General features: G+C 42.3%; 20 protein-coding genes. All 20 read left to right on the plus strand.

Annotation, left to right across the window (positions count from 1 at the left end; genetic code table 11):
• The first annotated feature begins 51 nt into the window (after window positions 1-51).
• The 20 genes from FKZ59_RS04665 (at window position 52) to rimP (ending at window position 21,752) form a co-directional block, all read left to right on the plus strand.
• Window positions 52-1,122, plus strand: coding sequence for a protein-glutamate methylesterase/protein-glutamine glutaminase (locus FKZ59_RS04665; protein WP_246045820.1), 1,071 nt, complete (start codon window positions 52-54; stop codon window positions 1,120-1,122).
• Window positions 1,123-1,138: 16 nt separating this feature from the next.
• Window positions 1,139-3,196: a chemotaxis protein CheA gene (locus tag FKZ59_RS04670; RefSeq protein WP_141601580.1), complete on the plus strand. Its 2,058-nt coding sequence runs from the start codon at window positions 1,139-1,141 to the stop codon at window positions 3,194-3,196.
• Between the two features lie 24 nt (window positions 3,197-3,220).
• The gene (locus FKZ59_RS04675; RefSeq protein WP_141601581.1) at window positions 3,221-3,664 is read left to right on the plus strand and encodes a chemotaxis protein CheW; all 444 of its coding nucleotides are present in this window, start codon (window positions 3,221-3,223) and stop codon (window positions 3,662-3,664) included.
• Window positions 3,665-3,688: 24 nt separating this feature from the next.
• Window positions 3,689-4,312 carry a chemotaxis protein CheC gene (locus FKZ59_RS04680; protein WP_141601582.1) on the plus strand — a complete coding sequence of 208 codons (624 nt, stop codon included), beginning with the start codon at window positions 3,689-3,691 and terminating at the stop codon, window positions 4,310-4,312.
• A 1-nt stretch (window position 4,313) separates the two neighbouring features.
• Window positions 4,314-4,802, plus strand: a complete 489-nt coding sequence (locus tag FKZ59_RS04685; protein WP_141601583.1) for a chemotaxis protein CheD — start codon at window positions 4,314-4,316, stop codon at window positions 4,800-4,802.
• A complete protein-coding gene (locus FKZ59_RS04690) occupies window positions 4,802-5,188 on the plus strand; it encodes a hypothetical protein (protein WP_141601584.1) in 387 nt (128 codons plus the stop codon). The genes FKZ59_RS04685 and FKZ59_RS04690 overlap by 1 nt, the downstream gene beginning before the upstream one ends.
• A 170-nt stretch (window positions 5,189-5,358) precedes the next feature.
• Window positions 5,359-6,117 (plus strand): FliA/WhiG family RNA polymerase sigma factor, encoded by a 759-nt coding sequence (locus FKZ59_RS04695; protein ID WP_141601585.1) that lies wholly within the window; start codon window positions 5,359-5,361, stop codon window positions 6,115-6,117.
• A 45-nt stretch (window positions 6,118-6,162) separates the two neighbouring features.
• Window positions 6,163-6,474 (plus strand): RNA polymerase subunit sigma, encoded by a 312-nt coding sequence (locus tag FKZ59_RS04700; protein ID WP_141601586.1) that lies wholly within the window; start codon window positions 6,163-6,165, stop codon window positions 6,472-6,474.
• A gap of 8 nt (window positions 6,475-6,482) precedes the next feature.
• Window positions 6,483-7,043: a hypothetical protein gene (locus FKZ59_RS04705; RefSeq protein WP_141601587.1), complete on the plus strand. Its 561-nt coding sequence runs from the start codon at window positions 6,483-6,485 to the stop codon at window positions 7,041-7,043.
• A 185-nt stretch (window positions 7,044-7,228) separates the two neighbouring features.
• Complete coding sequence (gene rpsB / locus FKZ59_RS04710; protein ID WP_141601588.1) at window positions 7,229-7,948, plus strand: 30S ribosomal protein S2; 720 nt, start codon at window positions 7,229-7,231, stop codon at window positions 7,946-7,948.
• A gap of 125 nt (window positions 7,949-8,073) precedes the next feature.
• Complete coding sequence (gene tsf / locus FKZ59_RS04715; RefSeq protein WP_141601589.1) at window positions 8,074-8,958, plus strand: translation elongation factor Ts; 885 nt, start codon at window positions 8,074-8,076, stop codon at window positions 8,956-8,958.
• Between the two features lie 89 nt (window positions 8,959-9,047).
• Complete coding sequence (gene pyrH / locus FKZ59_RS04720; RefSeq protein WP_141601590.1) at window positions 9,048-9,773, plus strand: UMP kinase; 726 nt, start codon at window positions 9,048-9,050, stop codon at window positions 9,771-9,773.
• Complete coding sequence (gene frr / locus FKZ59_RS04725; protein WP_141601591.1) at window positions 9,773-10,327, plus strand: ribosome recycling factor; 555 nt, start codon at window positions 9,773-9,775, stop codon at window positions 10,325-10,327. Before pyrH ends, frr begins: the two co-directional genes overlap by 1 nt.
• A 244-nt stretch (window positions 10,328-10,571) precedes the next feature.
• Window positions 10,572-11,345 (plus strand): isoprenyl transferase, encoded by a 774-nt coding sequence (locus FKZ59_RS04730; protein ID WP_141601592.1) that lies wholly within the window; start codon window positions 10,572-10,574, stop codon window positions 11,343-11,345.
• A gap of 16 nt (window positions 11,346-11,361) precedes the next feature.
• Entirely contained in the window at window positions 11,362-12,156 is a 795-nt protein-coding gene (locus tag FKZ59_RS04735) for a phosphatidate cytidylyltransferase (RefSeq protein ID WP_141601593.1), read from the plus strand.
• 17 nt (window positions 12,157-12,173) lie between these two features.
• A complete protein-coding gene (gene dxr, locus FKZ59_RS04740) occupies window positions 12,174-13,319 on the plus strand; it encodes a 1-deoxy-D-xylulose-5-phosphate reductoisomerase (RefSeq protein WP_141601594.1) in 1,146 nt (381 codons plus the stop codon).
• Window positions 13,320-13,349: 30 nt separating this feature from the next.
• A complete protein-coding gene (rseP, locus tag FKZ59_RS04745; protein WP_141601595.1) occupies window positions 13,350-14,618 on the plus strand; it encodes an RIP metalloprotease RseP in 1,269 nt (422 codons plus the stop codon).
• 195 nt (window positions 14,619-14,813) lie between these two features.
• The gene (gene proS, locus FKZ59_RS04750) at window positions 14,814-16,508 is read left to right on the plus strand and encodes a proline--tRNA ligase (protein WP_141601596.1); all 1,695 of its coding nucleotides are present in this window, start codon (window positions 14,814-14,816) and stop codon (window positions 16,506-16,508) included.
• Between the two features lie 154 nt (window positions 16,509-16,662).
• A complete protein-coding gene (locus FKZ59_RS04755; protein WP_141601597.1) occupies window positions 16,663-20,991 on the plus strand; it encodes a PolC-type DNA polymerase III in 4,329 nt (1,442 codons plus the stop codon).
• Window positions 20,992-21,272: 281 nt separating this feature from the next.
• Complete coding sequence (gene rimP / locus FKZ59_RS04760; protein ID WP_141601598.1) at window positions 21,273-21,752, plus strand: ribosome maturation factor RimP; 480 nt, start codon at window positions 21,273-21,275, stop codon at window positions 21,750-21,752.
• The last annotated feature ends 5 nt before the right edge of the window (window positions 21,753-21,757 follow it).

Consider the following 21,757-nt stretch of genomic DNA (forward strand, 5'->3'; position numbering starts at 1 on the left):
TTGGTGCCTTCGAATAAATACAAGTTATTAATTGTGGAAGATTCCGCCTTTATGAGGAAAGTCATCAGTGATTTCTTTAAAGATCACCCGGCGATTGAGGTGATCGGTACAGCGAGAAACGGCAAAGATGCGATCAAAAAAATCCGGGAATTGAAGCCGGATGTCGTAACAATGGATGTGGAAATGCCGGAATTGAACGGCATTGAAACATTAAAATACATTATGGAAATTTCCCCTGTCCCGGTCGTGATGCTGTCAAGTTTCACGGAAAAAGGGGCCCGTCAAACATTGCTCGCAATGGAATATGGAGCGGTTGATTTTGTGACCAAACCCGGAGGCACAATTTCCCTTGATTTACATAAGGTAAAGGAAGAATTGATACATAAAGTAGAACTTGCTGCAAAAATTCCAATAGAAAAATTAAAAAAACATAGAAAAGCTTTATCAGAATCCCAATCGGACGAACCGGCTTTTCATGAAAAAAGCGTTCTGTATTACAATCGAAACTTCATAGGGAAAATGGAAAAGAACGATTGGAGAAGAACTGCCGACAAAATTGTATTAATAGGAACTTCAACCGGCGGCCCAAGGGCTTTGCAAGAAGTCATCACCCGTCTGCCGGAATCTTTTCCCGCCCCGATTTTAATCGTCCAGCACATGCCCCCCGGATTTACGAAATCGTTGGCGGAAAGATTGGACCAAATAAGCAGGATCCGTGTAAAAGAAGCGGAGCAGGGTGAAATCGTGGAGAAAGGGACGGCCTATATAGCTCCGGGCGGTTTTCACCTAAAATTGAGAAAAATCGGCTCCCATTACGAACTCTTTTTGGATGATCAGGAACCGCCAAGGGCAGGACACCGGCCAAGTGTCGATGCGTTGTTTGAAAGCGTCAGCCAGTTTAATGAATTGGATAAAATTGCAGTAATTATGACAGGGATGGGTTCCGACGGTTCAAAAGGATTAATCGCTTTAAAAAAATCCGGAAATGTCATTGCAATCGCAGAATCCCCTGAGACATGCATCGTTTATGGAATGCCCAAATCAGCCATCGGGACGCAACTGATCGATGAAGTAGTGAATGTCAATGAGATTGCAATGACCATCATGAGATATTTGCGGTAAAAGGGAGTGTGTTCCTATGGAAATGAATCAGCAATATTTGGATATGTTTATCGAAGAAAGTAAAGAGCATTTGCAAACATGCAGCGATTATCTTTTAGAACTTGAAAAAAACCCGGATGATTTATCCATCGTCAATGAGATTTTCCGTTCGGCCCATACGTTAAAAGGGATGGCTGCCACGATGGGGTTTGAAGATTTGGCGGATTTGACCCATAAAATGGAAAATGTATTGGATGCCATCCGGAATGAAAAAATTGCCGTGAATTCGAATATCTTGGATGTCGTATTTGAATCCGTCGACCATTTGGAAGCAATGATTATGGATATAGCGGGAGGGGGCGGCGGTAAGCGGGATGTATCCGGAATTGTTTCGAAATTAATGGCGATTGAAGCGGGCGAACAACTTCCCCAAAACAATCCTGCAACTAAGGAAACCGCAGCAGATGTGGCAATGGAGGAAGTCTCCTCCGAAAGTCAGCTCGTTTATGATGAATATGATATTACGGTAATACAGCAGTCGAAAGAACAAGGATTCAACGTTTATGAAATCACTGTTTCCCTTCGGCCCGATTGCCTCTTGAAAGCCGCCCGGGTTTTTATGGTGTTTGAAGTGCTGGAGAAAAACGGGGAAGTATTGAAATCATTCCCGACCGTTGAAAATCTTGAAGAAGAACAATTTGACCAAACTTTCCAAGTGGCATTCATCACGAAAGTTTCCCAAGAGGAAATACAAGAGAAAATCAGCAAAGTGTCAGAAATTGATCATGTTGTGGTGGTACCGCTTACGGATGACATGATCAAGAAAACGGGCAAAGGGGCCATCGCGTCGAAAGAACAGTTGCAAAATGAAATACATATGGATTCAAAACAGGATAAAAAAACGGAAGCCGCAAAAAAAGAAGCGAAGACCGCCATACATAATTCCCACTCCAAAACGATACGCGTAAGCATCGAGCGCCTTGATATTTTAATGAATTTATTCGAGGAATTGGTGATTGACCGTGGACGTTTGCAGTCCATCGCGGCTGAGGCGAAACATCCTGAGTTGACGGAAACGGTTGAGCGGATGAGCCGCACGATGGGGGATTTGCAAAATATTGTGTTGACAATGCGCATGGTTCCGATCGAAACGGTTTTTAATCGGTTCCCGAAAATGGTCCGTTCCCTTTCGAGGGAATTGAATAAAAAAATTAAACTGGAAATTACAGGTGCAGAAACGGAACTTGATCGCACAGTAATAGATGAAATTGGCGACCCGCTGGTACACTTAATCCGCAATTCCGTCGATCATGGCATCGAAAGTCCCGAAGTCCGAAAAGCGAAGGGGAAACCGGAAGAAGGTACGGTGACGTTAAGGGCTTATCACAGCGGCAATTATGTCTTTATTGAAATCGAAGACGACGGTGCCGGCATTAATAAAGAAAAAGTGTTAAAGAAGGCGATTGAACGGGGAATTGTGACGAAAGAATCCGCACAGACGCTGACCGATAAGCAAATCAATGAACTTATTTTTGAACCGGGATTTTCAACAGCAGAAAAAATTACGGACATTTCAGGACGCGGGGTCGGCTTGGATGTCGTAAAATCGACGATCCAAGCACTTGGCGGAGCCATCTCCATTGAATCGCAGGAAGATGTCGGCACAATATTTTCAATTCAACTTCCGTTAACATTATCGATTATTTCTGCCATGCTGGTGAAAATCGAGGATGAAATATACGCGATTCCGATTTCATCCATCATCGAAACTTCCATTATTCAAAAATCAGATATTCTAAATGCACACAATCAGAAAGTCATTGATTTCCGCGGAAAAGTGGTTCCGCTCATTTTCCTGGAGGAAATTTTCGAAGTGCCGCGCAATGAAAAGCATGAAGACGGCTGCCATTCCGTTGTGATTGTCCGGAAGGGGGAAAAGCTCGCCGGACTGGTAGTGGATTCTTTCATCGGCCAGCAAGAAATTGTACTGAAATCCCTTGGCAACTATTTAAAAAATATTTTTGCCATTTCAGGAGCAACCATTTTAGGAAATGGACAAGTTGCCTTAATTATTGATATTAATGCGTTAATGTAATCATGACAGAAAAGGGGTGCTCTAATGGTAGTATCGGAGCAGGACATCATCAAAGTCATCGTTTTTCAATTAGCGGACAAAGAATACGCGATTCCGGTCAGCCACGTGCAAGGAATCGAAAAAATGATTCATATAACCCGTGTGCCAGGTACTGAAAGATTTGTGAAAGGTGTCATCAACCTGCGGGGGGTGGTCACGCCGATCATCGATTTAAGGGAACGTTTTGGACTCCCGCCTGCCGAAAAAACCGAGTCTGTCCGAATCATTATCGTTCAGCTGGATGGAATGGAAGCAGGGTTTATTGTCGATTCGGCCAATGATGTGCTCGATATATCGGCCGATTCCATTGAACCTCAGCCGGAAGTGGTTGGAGCAATCGAAGAACCTTTTATCTCAGGGGTTTCAAAAATCGGAAATCGTTTATTGATTTTGCTCCATCTCGATAAAGTATTAAACTTGCCGGATTAAACTATTGAAAAGCAGGGATTTCTCATGATTCATCCTAAAATCGATCCAATGCATCTGGATATTCTGAAGGAAATCGGGAATATCGGAGCAGCCCATGCGGCAACATCCCTATCTCTTCTCTTGGATAAAAGGATAGAAATGCATGTCCCGAAAGCGGAGATGATTACATTTAATGAAACAATGAATTTATTGGGCGTCCCGGATGAGGTGGTTGTTGGAATCTATCTAAGGTTGGAAGGCGATCTGGAAGGTAACATGTTTTACGTTTTGCCGATTGAACAGGCAAATCGGTTTATCCGGAGGCTTTTGAAAAATAAACGGTTTGATTTGCGCACTGATGTTTCCGAACTTGGATTGTCTGCCATGCAGGAAATCGGAAATATTTTATCCGGCGCTTATTTATCCGCTTTGTCAGATTTTTTGCAATTAAAGGTTTGTTCCACTGTTCCAGGATTGGCCATCGATATGTTTGGGGCAATTATAAGTTTGGGACTGATTGAAATTTCCAGGGTCAGTGATTACGTGATTGTCATTCACACATCCATCTCTGAAGAAGGAAAAGAGGATTCGGGAATGACAGGGCGCTTTTTGTTATTGCCTTCCCCGGAATCCTTTAACGTCATTTTTAAAGCGTTAGGGGTCAGATAATATGGGGAAGGTAGTGAAAGTAGGAATTGCCCAAATGGGTGTGGCCAAACCGCCGGATACGATCCGTACCTCTGGCCTGGGTTCATGTGTAGGGGTCGTTTTATATGATGAAACGAAGAAAGTTGCCGGACTTGTCCATATTATGCTTCCGGATTCTTCGCTCAGCCGTTCTGAAACTCCCAATATTGCCAAATTTGCAGACACAGGCATTAAAGGGCTGGAGGAAATGCTCTTGAAGGAAGGGGCCCAAAAATGCCGGTTAAAGGCAAAAATTGCCGGCGGCGCCCAAATGTTCCAGTTTTCTTCGTCAAAGGAAATCATGCGGATCGGGCAAAGGAATGTGGAAGCTGTAAAAAGGGTGCTCAAGGAACTGGGAATCCCGATTATTGCAGAAGATACGGGAGGCAGCAGCGGAAGGACCATTGAATTTAATCCTGCAACAGGAAAATTGATGATTCGCACAGTGAATCAAGGAGTGAATGAAATTTAATGTACGGTTCTGTATTTTGGAATTGCTGGGGAAGTTTATTCGCTTTTACGGTCACGTTTGCCATTGTGTATCAGGAATCGATATCCCCATTAAAAATTATGCTAACATCCTTTTTCGTTGCGATTGCCGTTTTCATACTGATGTTTCCTGTGCGTTCTCTCATCGGCTTCATCTTATTTACGCCAGATGATGAACATTTAAATGATGCGATTGAGAAAGATGAAACAGACGGAAATGAAAACCTTTCGGAGGAAATGCAATCCGGAATTGAAAATCCGGAAGAAATGAACAATCACCATTCTTCTTCCAAAGGATTGCAAGACCAAAATGCTGAAGAAATTGCCAATGTTGTCCGGGCAATGATGGAAGAAAAGGATGATGCTTAAGTACTATTTTTGGATGAAAAAAACTTTCTGTTAGGCTATTTTCCACAGAAAAAACAAAAATTACTGCGTGATAATCAAATGATTTGGTCCTATTGAATCCGGTGTTTTTTGTACCTGTGTTTGATATAATTTTTAGTAATAAAGGCGTTTATTGAAGAAAGGTGGATGCCATGGTAAGGAAGTTAGATGAGCAAGAATTATGGAACAGCTGGATAAAAAACCGGGATCCGCATGCTGGCAATTTATTGATCAAAAAATATCAGCCTCTTGTATCTTATCATGTCCAGCGAATCGGATCGGGGCTGCCGAAAAATGTTTCCCGGGATGATTTAACAAGTTTGGGAATGATGGGGCTTTTTGATGCGCTGAATAAGTTTGATATTAACAGGGATTTGCAATTTGATACATACGCATCTTTCAGGGTGCGCGGCGCTATCATAGACGGCCTCAGAAAAGAGGATTGGCTGTCGCGCTCAGCCCGGGATAAAGCGAAAAAAATGGAATCAGTCATTGAACGATTGGAGCAAAAATTAATGCGCCACGTGACGCCGGAAGAACTTGCAGAACATATGAACATACCGGTGGAAGAAGTTTATCAAACGGTGCAAGAACATTTCTTTTCAAACATATTGTCCCTTAATGAAACACTGAATGACCAGGATGACAATGACCGGAATACATACATGATTCGGGATGAAAATGCCCGGACACCTGAACAGGAAGCAATACATAAAGAATTGATTGAAGAACTTGCAGATAATATTAAAAAATTGAGTGAAAGGGAACAGCTCGTTTTAAGCTTGTTTTATTCGGAAGAGATGACGTTGACCGAAATCGGGGAAGTGTTGAATTTATCCACTTCCCGGATTTCGCAGATTCATTCCAAAGCGCTGTTGAAATTAAGAAAGCTTTTATCAAAAGAGGAATAATACATATTGACAAAGAGAACTAATACATAATTATAGGTGGGACGAATGAGTTTAAAAGGTGTGGAATTACAAATTGCGATTCCCAAAACGGTGGATGCGGGAAAATTGGCTGAACAACATCAGCAGCATGTTGTTCAGCAGCAATATTACGCAAACGAAGCGTTAAAAAAAGAAACCGAAAAAAAGCAACTCACCGTAAACGACACCGAAAAAATCTCTATAGTATCCGAAGAAAAGGATCGTAAGGGAAATAAAGGGGGAAATAGCAACCATCACCATCAGAAAAAAAGAAAGCGAAAAGAAGCTCAGGAATTGAAACATCCCTATAAAGGAAATTTTATTGATTACAGTGGATAGGAGTTTATATGGCTACAGTACTCATCATTCTTCTCATCATTTTACAATTGATCGGCTTTCTTCTTATTTTTATATTAAATTCAAAAATCGCGAAGTTTAAGGATTTGGAAATTCGGCAAAATAAAATAATGAAAGAAATGGAAGATGCCATAAGCGCCTATTTGTTGGAAATGAAAGAAGAAAACGATCGGTTTATTAATGAATTAAAAAATTTAAAATCATTGCAATCAAAAGAGTTTCCAAATGATGCAACAGAGCAAATCAATCAACCCGGTTCAGATGACAAGCAAAACGATTTGCATGAAAATGGGGCAGAAAAAACAAGCTTGAAAGTAGTGCCAAAATCCGTTGCGAAAATAGCATATATAAAGCAGCTAAAGACATCCAACGAAATGGCAGGAAAAGAAAAAGCGCATAAAATAAAAGAGAATGATCCATTACAGGCGGAAACGTCATTGAAAGAAAAAGTATTGTCCCTTCATCAAGAAGGAAAATCAATCGAAGAGATTGCAAAAATCACCCAGAAAGGGAAAAACGAAATTGAACTATTATTGAAGTTCCAAAAATGAACTTTTAAAGGGCAAAGCATAAAACTTCTTGCGCGGCAAAGGGGTTTGTGTTATATTACCAAGTGGTGTAACGATTACACACGCATTTTGATGGATAAGTGGTGCTTAAAAGGCCTCTTTTAAGTTGCTTATCCCAAATGATAAATGCGGAGGAATAAAACCAATATTAAATAGGAGGAAAATTCATGTCAGTAATCTCAATGAAACAATTGCTAGAGGCCGGTGTACATTTCGGACACCAAACACGCCGTTGGAATCCAAAAATGAAAAAATACATTTTTGTTGAACGTAACGGCATTTATATCATCGATTTGCAAAAAACTGTGAAAAAATTAGAAGAAGCTTACGAGTTCATGCGTCAAGTCGGAGCGAACGGCGGAAAAGTTCTTTTTGTCGGTACGAAAAAACAAGCACAAGATGCTATCAAAGAGGAAGCTGAGCGTTCTGGCAACTTCTACATCAACCAACGCTGGCTAGGTGGAACATTAACAAACTTCAAAACAATCAAAAAACGTGTTGCACGTATGAAAGAAATCGAAAAAATGGAAGAAGAAGGTATTTTCGACGTTCTTCCTAAAAAAGAAGTTATGAAATTGAAAAAAGAACATGAACGTTTAGTGAAATTCCTTGGTGGTATTCGTGACATGAACGAATTGCCTGACGTTATGTTCGTGGTAGACCCGCGCAAAGAACGCATCGCTGTAGCTGAAGCTCGTAAATTAAATATTCCGATTGTGGGAATTGTAGATACAAACTGCGACCCAGACGAAATCGACTACGTAATTCCTGCAAACGATGATGCGATCCGCGCTGTAAAATTATTGACAGCAAAAATCGCAGACGCTTTAATTGAGGGTAAACAAGGTGAATCTGAAGCTCAAGCTGAAGAAGTAGTTGCTGAGTAATTCACTGCTACATGGGTGATAAGTGGATGTTTCACTTATCACCTTTTTTTGAGAAACCATGGTTTCTTATGATAAAAAAAGGCAAAAACTTATAGTAAACTAAATGATCCAAGGAGGAACTTTCAATGGCTATTTCTGCACAGTTAGTAAAAGAACTTCGTGAAAAAACGGGCGCAGGTATGATGGATTGTAAAAAAGCCCTTGTAGCAACAAACGGCGACATCGATGCTGCAATCGATTACCTACGCGAAAAAGGTTTGGCATCTGCAAGCAAAAAAGCTGACCGCATCGCGGCGGAAGGTACAACTTATATTTTAACAGAAGGCAACGATGCAGTGATTTTGGAAGTAAACGCTGAAACAGACTTCGTTGCGAAAAACGACCAATTCCAAGAATTGGTAAAAAGCTTGGCTGCACAACTAATTAAAGCTAAACCTGAATCCGTGGAAGCGGCATTGGAAGTAAAAAATGAAAAAGGAGAAACAATCAAAGACCAAATCGCGTCTGCTGTGGCAACAATCGGTGAAAAAATCACCCTCCGCCGTTTCGAAATCAAAACAAAAACAGACGCTGATGCATTCGGTGCATATCTTCACATGGGCGGCCGCATCGGGGTATTAGTTGTGCTTGAAGGTTCAACAGACAGCCAAGCTGCAAAAGACATTGCGATGCACATTGCAGCAATCAATCCAAAATATATCACGCGTGATGAAGTACCTGCGGAAGAAGTTGAACACGAACGCAAAGTATTGACTGAACAGGCGTTAAACGAAGGCAAACCTGAAAACATTGTGGCAAAAATGGTTGAAGGTCGACTTGGAAAATTCTTTGAACAAGTTTGCTTATTAGAACAAGCATTTGTAAAAGATCCAGATCAAAAAGTACGCGATTTCGTGAAATCTACAGGCGGCAATGTAACTTCATTCGTGCGCTATGAAGTTGGAGAGGGCATTGAAAAACGCGCCGACAACTTTGCGGAAGAAGTTATGAGCCAAGTAAAAGGTAAATAATTGAGCATAAATACACAAACTCTATGGGGAGCACTCTAAGTGTTCCCTATTTTTCAGAAAAGGAAAAGAATGGATAATGGAGGTTTACTATGAGTGTGCCGCAATATAAGCGAGTTGTGATTAAAATTAGTGGTGAGGCGTTAGCAGGAGAAGCAGGATTTGGAATTTCTCCTAAAATTCTTAAATCGGTGGCAGAAGATATTAAAGAAGTTGTTGATCTTGGAGTAGAAGTGGCAGTTGTCGTTGGCGGAGGAAACATTTGGCGTGGTAAAATGGGAAGTGAAATGGGAATGGATCGCGCTTCTGCCGATTATATGGGAATGCTTGCAACGGTTATGAATTCCCTGGCTTTGCAGGATGCCCTTGAAAAGTTGAATGTGGAAACTCGTGTACAATCTTCCATCGTGATGACCCAAGTAGCGGAACCTTACATACGTCGAAAAGCGGTGCGTCACCTCGAAAAAGGGCGTGTTGTAATTTTCGCTGCCGGTACCGGAAACCCATTTTTCTCCACAGATACAACTGCTGCATTGAGAGCGGCTGAAATTGATGCGGATGCGATTCTAATGGCAAAAAATAATGTTGACGGCGTTTATTCGGCGGATCCAAAAATTCATCGGGATGCTGTGAAATACGATACCCTCACTTATTTGGATGTCATCCAGCAAGGGTTGCAAGTAATGGATTCCACAGCTTCCACATTATGTATGGACAATGATATTCCATTAATAGTATTCTCTATTATGGAAAAAGGGAACATTAAACGTGCCGTATTAGGTGACAAAATCGGGACTGTTGTTAGGAGGAATGCATAATGAACAGTGTGTATGAACAAGCGAAGGAGAAAATGAATAAATCGATCGCGGCTTTTACTAGGGAGCTTGCATCGATTCGCGCAGGAAGAGCAAATGCTTCATTGCTTGACCGCATCAACGTGGACTATTATGGGGTACCGACACCTGTTAACCAGCTTGCGGGTATTACTGCTCCGGAACCTCGTCTTCTTGTGATAAGTCCATATGATAAATCGGTATTAGGGGAAATTGAAAAAGCGATTTTAAAATCCGATCTCGGTTTAACTCCAGCCAATGATGGAAACGTCATCCGCTTGGCAATCCCTCCTTTGACTGAAGAGCGCCGCAAAGAGTTGGTGAAACTTGTTAAGAAAGAAGCGGAAGAAGCGCGTGTTGCCATTCGTAACGTTCGCCGTGACGCAAATGATGAATTGAAAAAAATGGAGAAAAATGGTGAAATTACGGAAGACGAATTGCGTGGCCATGTAAATGATATCCAGAAGTTAACGGATGATTTTATTGCCAAAATCGACAATTTAGCAAAAGAAAAAGAAGAGGAAATCCTTGCAATTTAATGGTTGCCGCCAAAAGAGAACTTTCAAGCGATTGTGACGTCCTTCCTTTCAGGACGTCTTTTTCATTTAAATTTGCAAGTATTGGTTTTTTTATCCAGAAAAACGTATAACGGGAAACTTGTACATAAGATAGTAAAAGATTATAAAAAATACAAATAATTATAAAGGAAATATAAGACACATATATTGGATTTTGATATTATTAATAAGAATACGTCCAAAACGTTGTCAGGTGGGGGAATACATGATATTTAAGAAATTTTTTAAAAAAGCAAAATTTGAAAAAAGAGCGTCCGAACTGGATAGCAATATTGAAGAAATCCCTTCCCATATTGCAATCATTATGGACGGCAATGGACGTTGGGCAAAAAGGCGGGCTATGCCAAGGATCGCTGGGCATCAAGAAGGGATGAAAACCGTAAGAAGAATTGCTCGGGTCGCGGATGAACTTGGGGTGAAAGTGCTGACCCTATACGCTTTTTCTACAGAAAACTGGAAGCGCCCGAAAACCGAAGTGGAATATTTGATGAGCTTGCCAGAAAAATTCCTCGATGAATTTTTGCCGGAAATTATGGAGCGAAATATTTGCGTTCAAATGATCGGCGAAAAGGAAGGTTTACCGGAGCATACAAAAAGAGCAATAAATAAAGCAATGGAAAAAACAAAAAATAATACGGGGCTGATTTTAAACTTCGCATTGAACTATGGCAGCCGCGCAGAGATTGTCAAGGCGATGAAATCCATGATGAAGGAAGTGCAGGAAGGAAAATTAACGATTGAGGAAATTACGGAAGAAACCGTGAATCAATATTTGATGACTTCCCATCTGCCGGAACCGGATTTATTGATCCGAACAAGCGGAGAAGTGCGCTTAAGCAATTTTATGCTTTGGCAATTGGCTTATACGGAGTTCTGGTTTACAGAAACTCTTTGGCCGGATTTTGATGAAGAAGATTTTATGGAAGCGATTCAGGCTTATCAGAAAAGGAATCGCAGATATGGCGGATTGACGGATTGAAAGGAGAAGAAATCGATTGAAGCAACGGATTATAACAGCAGTCATAGCAGCTGCCTTTTTTATCCCGTTTGTAGTTTATGGTAAACTTCCTTTTGCTTTATTGGTTTATGCTATGGCGACAGTGGCAATGTTTGAATTGCTGCGGATGAAGAAAATGTCCATTTTTTCAGTTCCGGGATTCGTCGGGTTCATGACCGTATATATCCTGTTAATGCCCGATCAATGGGCCAATAAATTGCATGAAGCGACTTCCTATTCAAAATTGGAGTTTCTTGTCATAGCGGCTCTTTTATTGTTGATTCATTCGGTTATTGTGAAGAACCAATTTACCTTTGATGAAATCGGGTTTGTATTATTGTCCGCTTTATATGTCGGCATCGGTTTTTACTATTTGATCGAAACGAGAAACGCCGGACTGGAGTTCATTATTTTTGCCTTACTCATCGTCTGGTCCACCGATTCCGGAGCGTACTTCATCGGAAGAAAATTCGGCAAGAATAAATTATGGCCGGAAATCTCCCCGAATAAGACCGTTGAAGGATTCTTTGGCGGCATACTCACCGCAATCGTGATTACAAGTATTATGCATATAATTTACCCATTTGATAAACCTTGGTTTATACTTATTCTAGTAACGATTGTCAGCTCCGTTTTCGGACAATTGGGAGATTTGGTGGAATCCGCCATCAAACGACATTATGATGTGAAAGATTCGGGCAAGATTCTTCCAGGTCATGGAGGAATTTTGGACCGCTTTGACAGCTTATTGTTTGTGTTACCTTTACTTAACTTGTTGCATTTTGTCAGCTAACGAAGGGAAGGAACATGTTGAAAAAGATCAGTTTGTTGGGGGCAACAGGCTCAATCGGATTGCAAACTTGCGATATTTTACTAAACCATCCTGAAGAGTTTCGGCTTGTTGCATTTTCTGCAGGAAAAAATATAGAAAAGACCCGTGAAATTATCCAGGCATTGCAGCCGGAGCTGGTCTCTGTGCAGGAAGAAAAAGATGCCTATGCATTAAAAAAAGAGTTTCCACATATAAATTTTACATACGGCGAACAAGGGCTGATAGAAGTCGCAACCCATCCGGATACGAGCATTTTGGTGAATGCCGTTTTGGGCAGTGTCGGATTGCCTTCGACATTGGCGGCTGTACGAATGGGGAAAACGATTGCCATCGCGAATAAAGAAACTCTCGTAACCGCCGGGCATCTTGTGATGGAAGAGGCGAAAATGCATCATGCGCCGATTTTGCCGGTTGACAGTGAACATTCAGCCATCTTTCAGTCGTTGAACGGGGAAAACCCAAAACAGATTCGACGTCTCATTTTAACGGCTTCCGGCGGCGCATTCAGGGATAAAACCCGCGAGGAATTAAAAAATGTTACTGTAAAAGAAGCTTTAAATCATCCGAATTGGTCAATGGGGGCCAAAATTACGATTGACTCGGCAACGATGATGAACAAAGGATTGGAAGTTATTGAAGCCCATGTATTATTCGAAATGCCGTTTGATCAAATCGATGTATTGCTTCATAAGGAGAGCATCATTCATTCAATGGTGGAGTTCCAAGATACAAGCATCATCGCCCAATTGGGCACACCGGATATGCGGGTGCCGATCCAATATGCACTAAGCTATCCGGATCGTTTGCCACTCATTGGCGGCAAACCGTTAAATTTGGCGGAAATTGGCCAGCTGCATTTTCAAAAGGTGGATTTTGAACGGTTTAGAGCGTTAAAATTGGCTTATGAAGCAGGACGAATGGGCGGGACAATTTTAACGGCAATGAATGCTGCAAATGAGGCGGCAGTGCAATTGTTTTTGCAGGAGAAGATTGCATTTTTGGAAATTGAAGAAATCATCGAGCGGATTATGGACAACCATGATAATATTTCGAACCCGGATTTGGAAACAATTTTGCATGTGGACAAGGAAACAAGAAAAAAAGTGCTCAGTATGGTACAATAAACTCCAACGCGGCTTTAAAGGTGGTATTTTATGCAAACAATATTGGCGTTTATCCTCGTATTCGGTTTAATCGTTTTCTTTCATGAACTCGGGCATTTCATTTTTGCTAAACGGTCAGGAATTTTAGTGCGGGAATTTGCCATTGGTATGGGCCCAAAAATTTTTGGCATGAAAAAAGGTGAAACATTATATACCATCCGATTATTGCCGCTCGGCGGTTATGTGCGGATGGCCGGGGAAGAGTTTGATCAAATCGAGCTCCAACCAGGCTATCGGGTAGGTCTCGTATTAAATGATGATGAAAAAGTAGAAAAGATTTATCTGAACCAAAATGTCCAGAATCCCAATGTGTTATTCATGGAAGTGGAACGGGCGGATTTAAATAAGGATTTATGGATTGAGGGGTATGATGAGGAAGAACGGCTCGTGCGCTTCGACGTGGCTCGGAATGCCATAATCATTGAAAACGGGGAAGAAACGGTCATTGCCCCTTTCGACCGTACATTTGAAGCGAAATCGTTGTGGCAGCGCACACTGACAATCTTTGCCGGTCCATTGTTTAACTTCATTCTGGCATTTGTCATTTTTATTTTTCTGGGAATCTTCCAAGGGGTTCCGACGAACGAACCGATTATTTCCGAAGTAATGGATGACAGTCCTGCAGCCGAAGCGGGCATGAAAGCCGGGGATTATGTAAAATCCATAAACGGACATCCAATTGATAAATGGGAAGATTTAACAAATTATGTTAAAGAAAATCCCGGGAAAGAGCTCTCAATGATTGTTGAAAGAGGCGGACAAGAGGCCGAGTTGACGGTTGTCCCGGAATATGTGGAATTGGAAAATGGTGAAAAGGTAGGGCAAATTGGGGTAATCTACCAAAGCCCTCTTGAGAAAAATCCAATAAAAGCGGTTGTTTATGGTTTTCAACAAACTTGGGAATACACCGTCTTGATTCTGCAAGCGTTAGTTCATTTAATTGCCGGTCATTTTTCCCTTGACGATTTGGCAGGTCCTGTCGGCATCTATCAAGCGACTGGGGAAGTTGCAAAACACGGTTTCTTTACGCTCATGTATTGGACAGCAGCACTCAGCATTAACTTGGGTATCATGAACCTGCTTCCTCTTCCTGCGTTAGACGGCGGACGATTAATGTTCTTCAGCATTGAAGCGTTAAGAGGAAAACCTGTCGACCGCAAAAAGGAAGGCATGGTTCATTTCGTAGGAATCGTGTTGTTAATGATTTTAATGATTGCTGTAACGTGGAACGATATTCAGCGATTGTTTTTCCACCAATAAAACTTTTTCTTCGCCATCCGGTTTGCCGACGGAGGCGATTTTTTTTGCAAGAAATAGGTTTGTACAGCAGGAGTATTTCCGGTTTTGCAAGAATAAAAGAGAGTGGCGTGTCACAATTCAAAAAATGTATATACTCATTCTTTCCAGGGGTATGCTATTCTATTAAGAAAGATAGAAAACAAAGGTGGAGCACTTATGAAACAAAGCCGAACGTTGATTCCGACAATGCGTGAAGTGCCTCGAAATGCGGAAACGAAATCCTGCCAAATGCTGATGCGTGCAGGCTATATTCGAAAACATCCGAACGGAACATATTCTTATTTACCTTTGGCAAAAAGGGTAATGCAAAAAATAATACAAATAGTTCGGGAAGAAATCGAAAAGAGAGATGCGATTGAAGTGGTATTGCCGTACATACATACGGATTTGCCGCGGCAGTCCGGATCGGCGGAAAGCCTGAAAGGGCATCCGGGTTCTGCGCAGGACGATCGTAAAGATATGCTGTTTGCATCAAATTTGCAGTTGATGACTTCCATCATTTCCGATGAAATCAAAACGTATAAAAAATTGCCGCTTCTTCTCTACCAATTCCAAAACCGGTTCCGCAGCGACATAAAGCCAAGTCTCGATTTATTGCAGGCTCGGGAATTTCTCGTAAAGGAAGCGTATTTATTTCATAACAGCAAAGAGGGTTTGAATGACGGCTTTGAACAAATGAAGGAAGCGTATGAACGGATTTTTTCCCGCTTGGGATTGACCGTGGATTTGGCAGAAGCGGATACCAAAATTGCCGGCGAGGAATCCTATGAATTTGTCATTCGGACGGAAATCGGGCAGGAATGGATTGCTTATTCCGATCAGTCGGATTATGCGGTAATTGCAGAAATTGCAAAAGTGTCCAGAAAATATGAACCGTTCGATGAAGATTTGAAACCGTTGGAAAAGATTGCTACACCAAGCATCCAAACAATCAACGATTTGTGCGGTTTCCTGGAAGTTGATCCAAGCAAGTGCATCAAATCCCTCGTGCTAAATGTCGATGGCAAGATTGTTGTAGCTCTCGTTCGCGGCGACCATCAATTAAATTTACGAAAAATAGCAAAAATATTGAATGCAACAAATGTGCGATTTGCGAGCGATGAAGAAATCGTGGAAAACATCGGTTGCCCGAAAGGCTTCATCGGTCCAATTAAATTGCCCATTGACATAATGGTCATTGCCGACCATGGGATTAAGTCCATTGTAAACGGGGCCAGCGGTGCAAATGAAGAGGGCTATCATTATATCAACGTCAATCCGAATCGCGACTTTGCCATTAATTTATATGAAGATATCCGATACATCGAAGAAGGGGATCCTTCCCCTGATGGCCATGGAACGATTCAGCTTGAAAAAGGGATTTCGATAGGGCGATTAACCAAAATCAATCCTGCCTATGCCGAAAAAATGGGGGCAACCATTACCGGACAGGATGGAAAACCAATCCCTTTGCAAATAGCAAGCTTTCAATTGGACCTTACAAGAATATTTGCTGTCCTGGCGGAGCGGTTCCAAGACGAAAAAGGGCTTTCTTGGCCAAAACATTTGGCACCTTATGATTTGCATGTCATGGCAGCAAACGCAGAGGATGAAGAGCAACATCATCTTGCAGAACTCCTCTATAATATTTTGACGACATATCGTTACGATGTTTTATTTGATGACCGGGATGAAAGGGCAGGCGTGAAATTTGCTGATGCTGATTTAATCGGCTTACCGATTCGTGTGACAGCCGGCAAAAAAGCAAAAGACGGAATTGTGGAATTGAAAAACAGGAAAACGGGCGAAACAGTTGAATGCGTGAAAGAAGAACTGATCGACCGGTTAAATGAATTTTACCGAACGGAATAATTTCAAACAGACTTTTAAAAAATAGTGTATAATTTTTAGTTGGGATAACTTATGGAATTCGCTGCTCTCAAAGACAGGCCGCTTGTCCGCCTTGTCACGAGTTGTGCGAATTCTTTTCATTTTTTATTCCATCGGAGGAAAGGCGGTGAATTGGATGGAACATTCAAAAGCAAGAGAGAACTTGCGGATGCTTTTATCCCAATTAAAATTAACGGATGATATTTACATGCCCTTTTTTGAACAGGGGGAACTAACCCGGTTGACCGTTCATAAGAAAAAGAGAATTTGGAATTTCTCCGTGAAGTTGAAAAATATATTGCCATTTCAAGTATATCAACTATTTTACACCCGCTTGATGGAAGCATTTCACCATATAGCCCAGACGGTACTCACGATTAAAACAGAAAATCCGCAAGTGACGGAAAATCTCATTTCCGAATATTGGTTATCTGTCGTGGAGCGGATTGATGCCTCTCCGCCGGTGAAAAAACGATTGACTTGCCAAGTCCCGGTTTGGACAGGAAATAAGCTCATTCTTTCCTGTATTTCCGAAATGGAACAATTGACGTTGAAATCGAAGTATCGGGATATCATTTCAGAAACGTATGCTTGTTTCGGATTTCCTCCGATTACGGTGGATTTCAAATTGGTCGAAGCATCGGAAGAAGAAAAAGCGGAACAGGAACGGTTGATGGAACAGCGTAAACGGGAAGAAATCGAATTGGCAAGACAAGCCATTGAAGATTTTCAAAAGCGTGAAAAAGAAAAAGAGAAAGAGAAGAATGAACCTTCTCCGGTTGAAGAAGGTCCTGTGCAAATCGGTTCTATGATCCACGATCCGGAGATTGCCGAAATCAAATCGATAGTGGAAGAAGAGCGCCGCATTGTCATCGAAGGGCACGTTTTTGCCGTAGAAATAAAAGAATTGAAAAGCGGCCGTTCATTGCTGGAAATGAAACTGACAGATTACACGGACTCCATCTTGGTGAAAATGTTTTCCCGCAACAATGATGATGCCGAGAAAATGGCCCGCATTAAAAAAGGAATGTGGGTAAGGGTCAGAGGTTCTGTGCAAAATGATACATTTGTGCGCGAATTAGTGATGATTGCCAATGATATCAATGAAATTCATAAAGAGCCTCGAAAAGACACCGCACCTGAGGGGGAAAAACGGGTCGAATTGCATTTACATACGCCGATGAGCCAAATGGACGCGGTAACTCCGGTCGACCGCCTTGTTGCGCAAGCGGCAAAGTGGGGGCATCCCGCCATCGCGATTACCGATCACGCCGTTGTGCAAGCTTATCCGGAAGCCTATGCCGCCGGAAAAAAATATGGCATTAAAATCATTTATGGTTTGGAAGCGAACCTGGTCGATGATGGTGTTCCGATTGCCTATGAAGAACAACATATCAAACTGGATGAAGCGACATTTGTCGTATTTGACGTGGAAACAACCGGATTATCCACTGCGTACGATACGATTATTGAATTGGCGGCGGTGAAAATCCGTGACGGCAAAATCATTGACAGATTTGAACGTTTTGCCAATCCGCACCGGCCTCTCCCAAAAAATATCGTGGAATTGACGCATATTACCGATGATATGTTGAAAGATGCACCGGAAGTGGATGATGTCATAAGGGAATTTCATGAATTCATAGGAGATGCGATTGTCGTTGCCCATAACGCATCCTTTGACACCGGTTTCCTTTATACCGCCTATGAAAAAGCGGGAATTAAAGGGGTCAAACATCCGGTGATTGATACCCTTGAACTGTCCAGATTGTTAAATCCAACCTTAAAAAATCACCGCTTGAATACTCTATGTAAAAAATACGGCATTGAACTTACCCAGCATCACCGGGCGATTTATGACACGGAGGCCACCGGATATTTGCTGCTGCATCTATTGAAAGAAGCAAAGGAAAAAGGCATCGAATACCATGACGATTTCAACAAATTCATGGGCGGACAGGACTCCTACAAACAATCCAGACCATACCACTGCACGATTTTGGTGGTCGATAATGTCGGATTGAAAAACCTGTTCAAATTAGTTTCCATTTCCCATACGGAAACGTTCTACCGCGTTCCCCGCATCCGCCGTTCCGATTTAATGAAACATCGGGAAGGATTAATCATCGGTTCCGGATGCGGCAACGGCGAGCTGTTTGAAACGATGATGAACAAATCGCCGGAAGAAGCGGAAAGAGTGGCGGAATTCTATGACTATATTGAAGTGCATCCAAAGCCGGTATATTCACAATTGTTGGACAGCGGAACGATTCACGATGAATGGCACTTGGAGGATATCATCCGGAAGCTTGTAAAGCTCGGCAAGAAAATGGATAAGCCTGTCGTCGCGACGGGCAATGTGCATTATTTGGACGAACATGATGCCATCTATCGGAAAATCCTCGTATCTTCCCAAGGAGGAGCCAATCCTCTTAACCGATATCCGCTGCCAAAAGTGCATTTCCGGACTACGGATGAAATGCTGGAAGAATTTGCGTTTTTAGGGCCGGATCTTGCCAAGGAAATCGTGGTGACAAACTCCCAAAAAATCGCCGATATGATCGGCGATGTGAAGCCGATCAAAGATAAACTTTACACGCCGGTGATCGAAGGAGCCGAAGAGGAAATCAAACGGATGACTTATGAAATGGCCCATAAAATTTATGGGGAAAAACTTCCGGAAATTGTTGAAAAACGCCTCGAAAAAGAATTGAACTCCATTTTGGGGCACGGATTTGGAGTCGTTTATTTAATTTCTGCCAAACTCGTGAAAAAATCGTTGGAGGACGGCTACTTGGTAGGTTCCCGGGGATCTGTGGGATCTTCGCTCGTCGCAACGATGATGGAAATTACGGAAGTCAATCCTCTGCCGCCGCATTATGTTTGTCCGAACTGCCACTATTCCGAATTCTTTACGGACGGTTCCATCGGTTCCGGATTCGATTTGCCGAACAAAGACTGCCCTGAATGCGGCACCCCTTTGAAAAAAGACGGACAAGATATTCCGTTTGAAACATTCCTCGGGTTTAATGGGGACAAAGTTCCGGATATCGACTTGAACTTCTCCGGGGAATACCAGCCCCGTGCTCATAATTATACGAAGGTGCTGTTCGGGGAAGATAAGGTATTCCGTGCGGGAACAATCGGTACGGTGGCTGAAAAAACGGCATACGGCTTTGTAAAAGGATACGCAAACGATAATAATCTCAATTTGCGTTCGGCGGAAATCGACCGTTTGGCCCAGGGGTGCACCGGGGTAAAACGGACAACCGGACAGCACCCCGGAGGAATCCTGGTTGTTCCGGATTATATGGATATTTACGATTTTACGCCGGTCCAATATCCTGCGGACGATTTAAATGCGGAATGGCGCACAACGCACTTTGACTTCCATTCGATCCATGATAATATCTTAAAACTGGATATTCTCGGACACGATGATCCGACGATGATCCGGATGCTTCAAGATTTGACGGGCATCGATCCGAAAACCATTCCGCCGGATGACCCCGAAGTGATGGCAATCTTTACCGGAACCGAATCGCTCGGGGTAACCCCGGAACAAATTTTATGCAATACCGGTACCCTCGGCATTCCGGAATTCGGAACAAAATTTGTCCGCCAAATGTTGGAGGACACAAAACCGAAAACATTCGCGGAGCTCCTGAAAATTTCAGGGCTTTCCCACGGTACGGATGTATGGCTCGGAAATGCGAGTGAACTGATTGCCAACAATGTATGTTCCTTCTCGGAAGTCATCGGGTGCCGAGATGACATCATGGTGTACTTGATTTACAAAGGTTTGGATCCATCCCTTGCCTTCAAAACGATGGAATCCGTCCGCAAAGGGAAAGGATTGACGGAAGAAATGGAAAAGGCCATGAGGGAACATGATGTGCCGGACTGGTATATCGAATCTTGCAAAAAAATTAAATACATGTTCCCGAAAGCTCACGCCGCTGCTTATGTATTAATGGCGGTCCGCGTGGCATACTTTAAGGTGCACTTCCCGCTTGCCTATTATTGCGCATATTTTACTGTCCGGGCGGAAGATTTCGATTTGCCGGCGATGATCAAAGGCTCAAGGGCAATCCGTACAAGAATCGAAGAAATCAATGCAAAAGGTTTGGATGCATCGAAAAAAGAAAAAGACTTATTGACGGTCCTTGAAATTGCCCTTGAAATGTGTGAAAGAGGCATGAGTTTCAAAAATGTCGATTTGTACAAATCAAAAGCGACCGAATTTGTGATTGAGGGGAATTCGCTTATTCCTCCGTTTAATGCCATCCCGGGCCTTGGCGAAAGCGTTGCGAAACAAATTGTAGCAGCGAGGGATGAACAGGAGTTTTTGTCCAAGGAAGACTTGCAAACTCGCGGACGCGTATCAAAATCCTTGATTGAGTATATGGAACAATTGGGGGTTTTGGACGGTTTGCCGGACAACAATCAATTATCTTTATTCTAGCTGCAATATGATCGGTAATGAATGTCTTTTTCCCGCATCTTGCCGCAAGTGTTTCTTAAATTTGCATTTCTTAAGAGATTGTGTTATTGTAATATCAATAAATTGTTGATATTTCTGCAGCAAAAGAGTGGGGTTTCCCGCTCTTTTCTATTGTTGAAACAGGTCAGGATTCAGCTCTCCACCAGGAGGGTCGATTTCATACGTACACGGATTTCGAATTTCACCATTTTATGGTGGAATTTCTGTTTTTAGCCAAGGAAACGATACGTTGGGAGGATTATATGAGCAAAATTACTTCGACCGTTGAACAGCTGGTAACTCCGATTTTGGAAGAATTAAATTTGGAATTAGTGGATATTGAGTTTGTAAAAGAGGGCCGCACCTGGTTCCTCCGTGTATACATCGATACCCCTCAAGGTGGAATAGATATTGAACAATGCGCACTGGTAAGCGAGCGGCTAAGTGCGGTGCTGGATGAAAAGGACCCTATTGCACAAAACTATTATTTAGAAGTTTCTTCTCCGGGAGCAGAACGCCCGCTGAAGAAAGAAAAAGATTTTGAGAAAGCGGTCGGCAAATACGTTTACATCAAGACGTATGAACCGGTAGAAGGCATGAAAGAGTTCTACGGATATTTAAGATCCAACAACGAAGACAGCCTGGAAGTCGAAATTCGTGTAAAAACCCGCAATGTTCTTGTAAAAATCGGAAAGGAAAAGATTGCGAAAGCTCGATTGGCAATCGATTTTTCATCATATTAATTTAG

Source organism: Ureibacillus terrenus (genome assembly GCF_006569205.1).
GTDB classification, from domain to species: domain Bacteria; phylum Bacillota; class Bacilli; order Bacillales_A; family Planococcaceae; genus Ureibacillus; species Ureibacillus terrenus.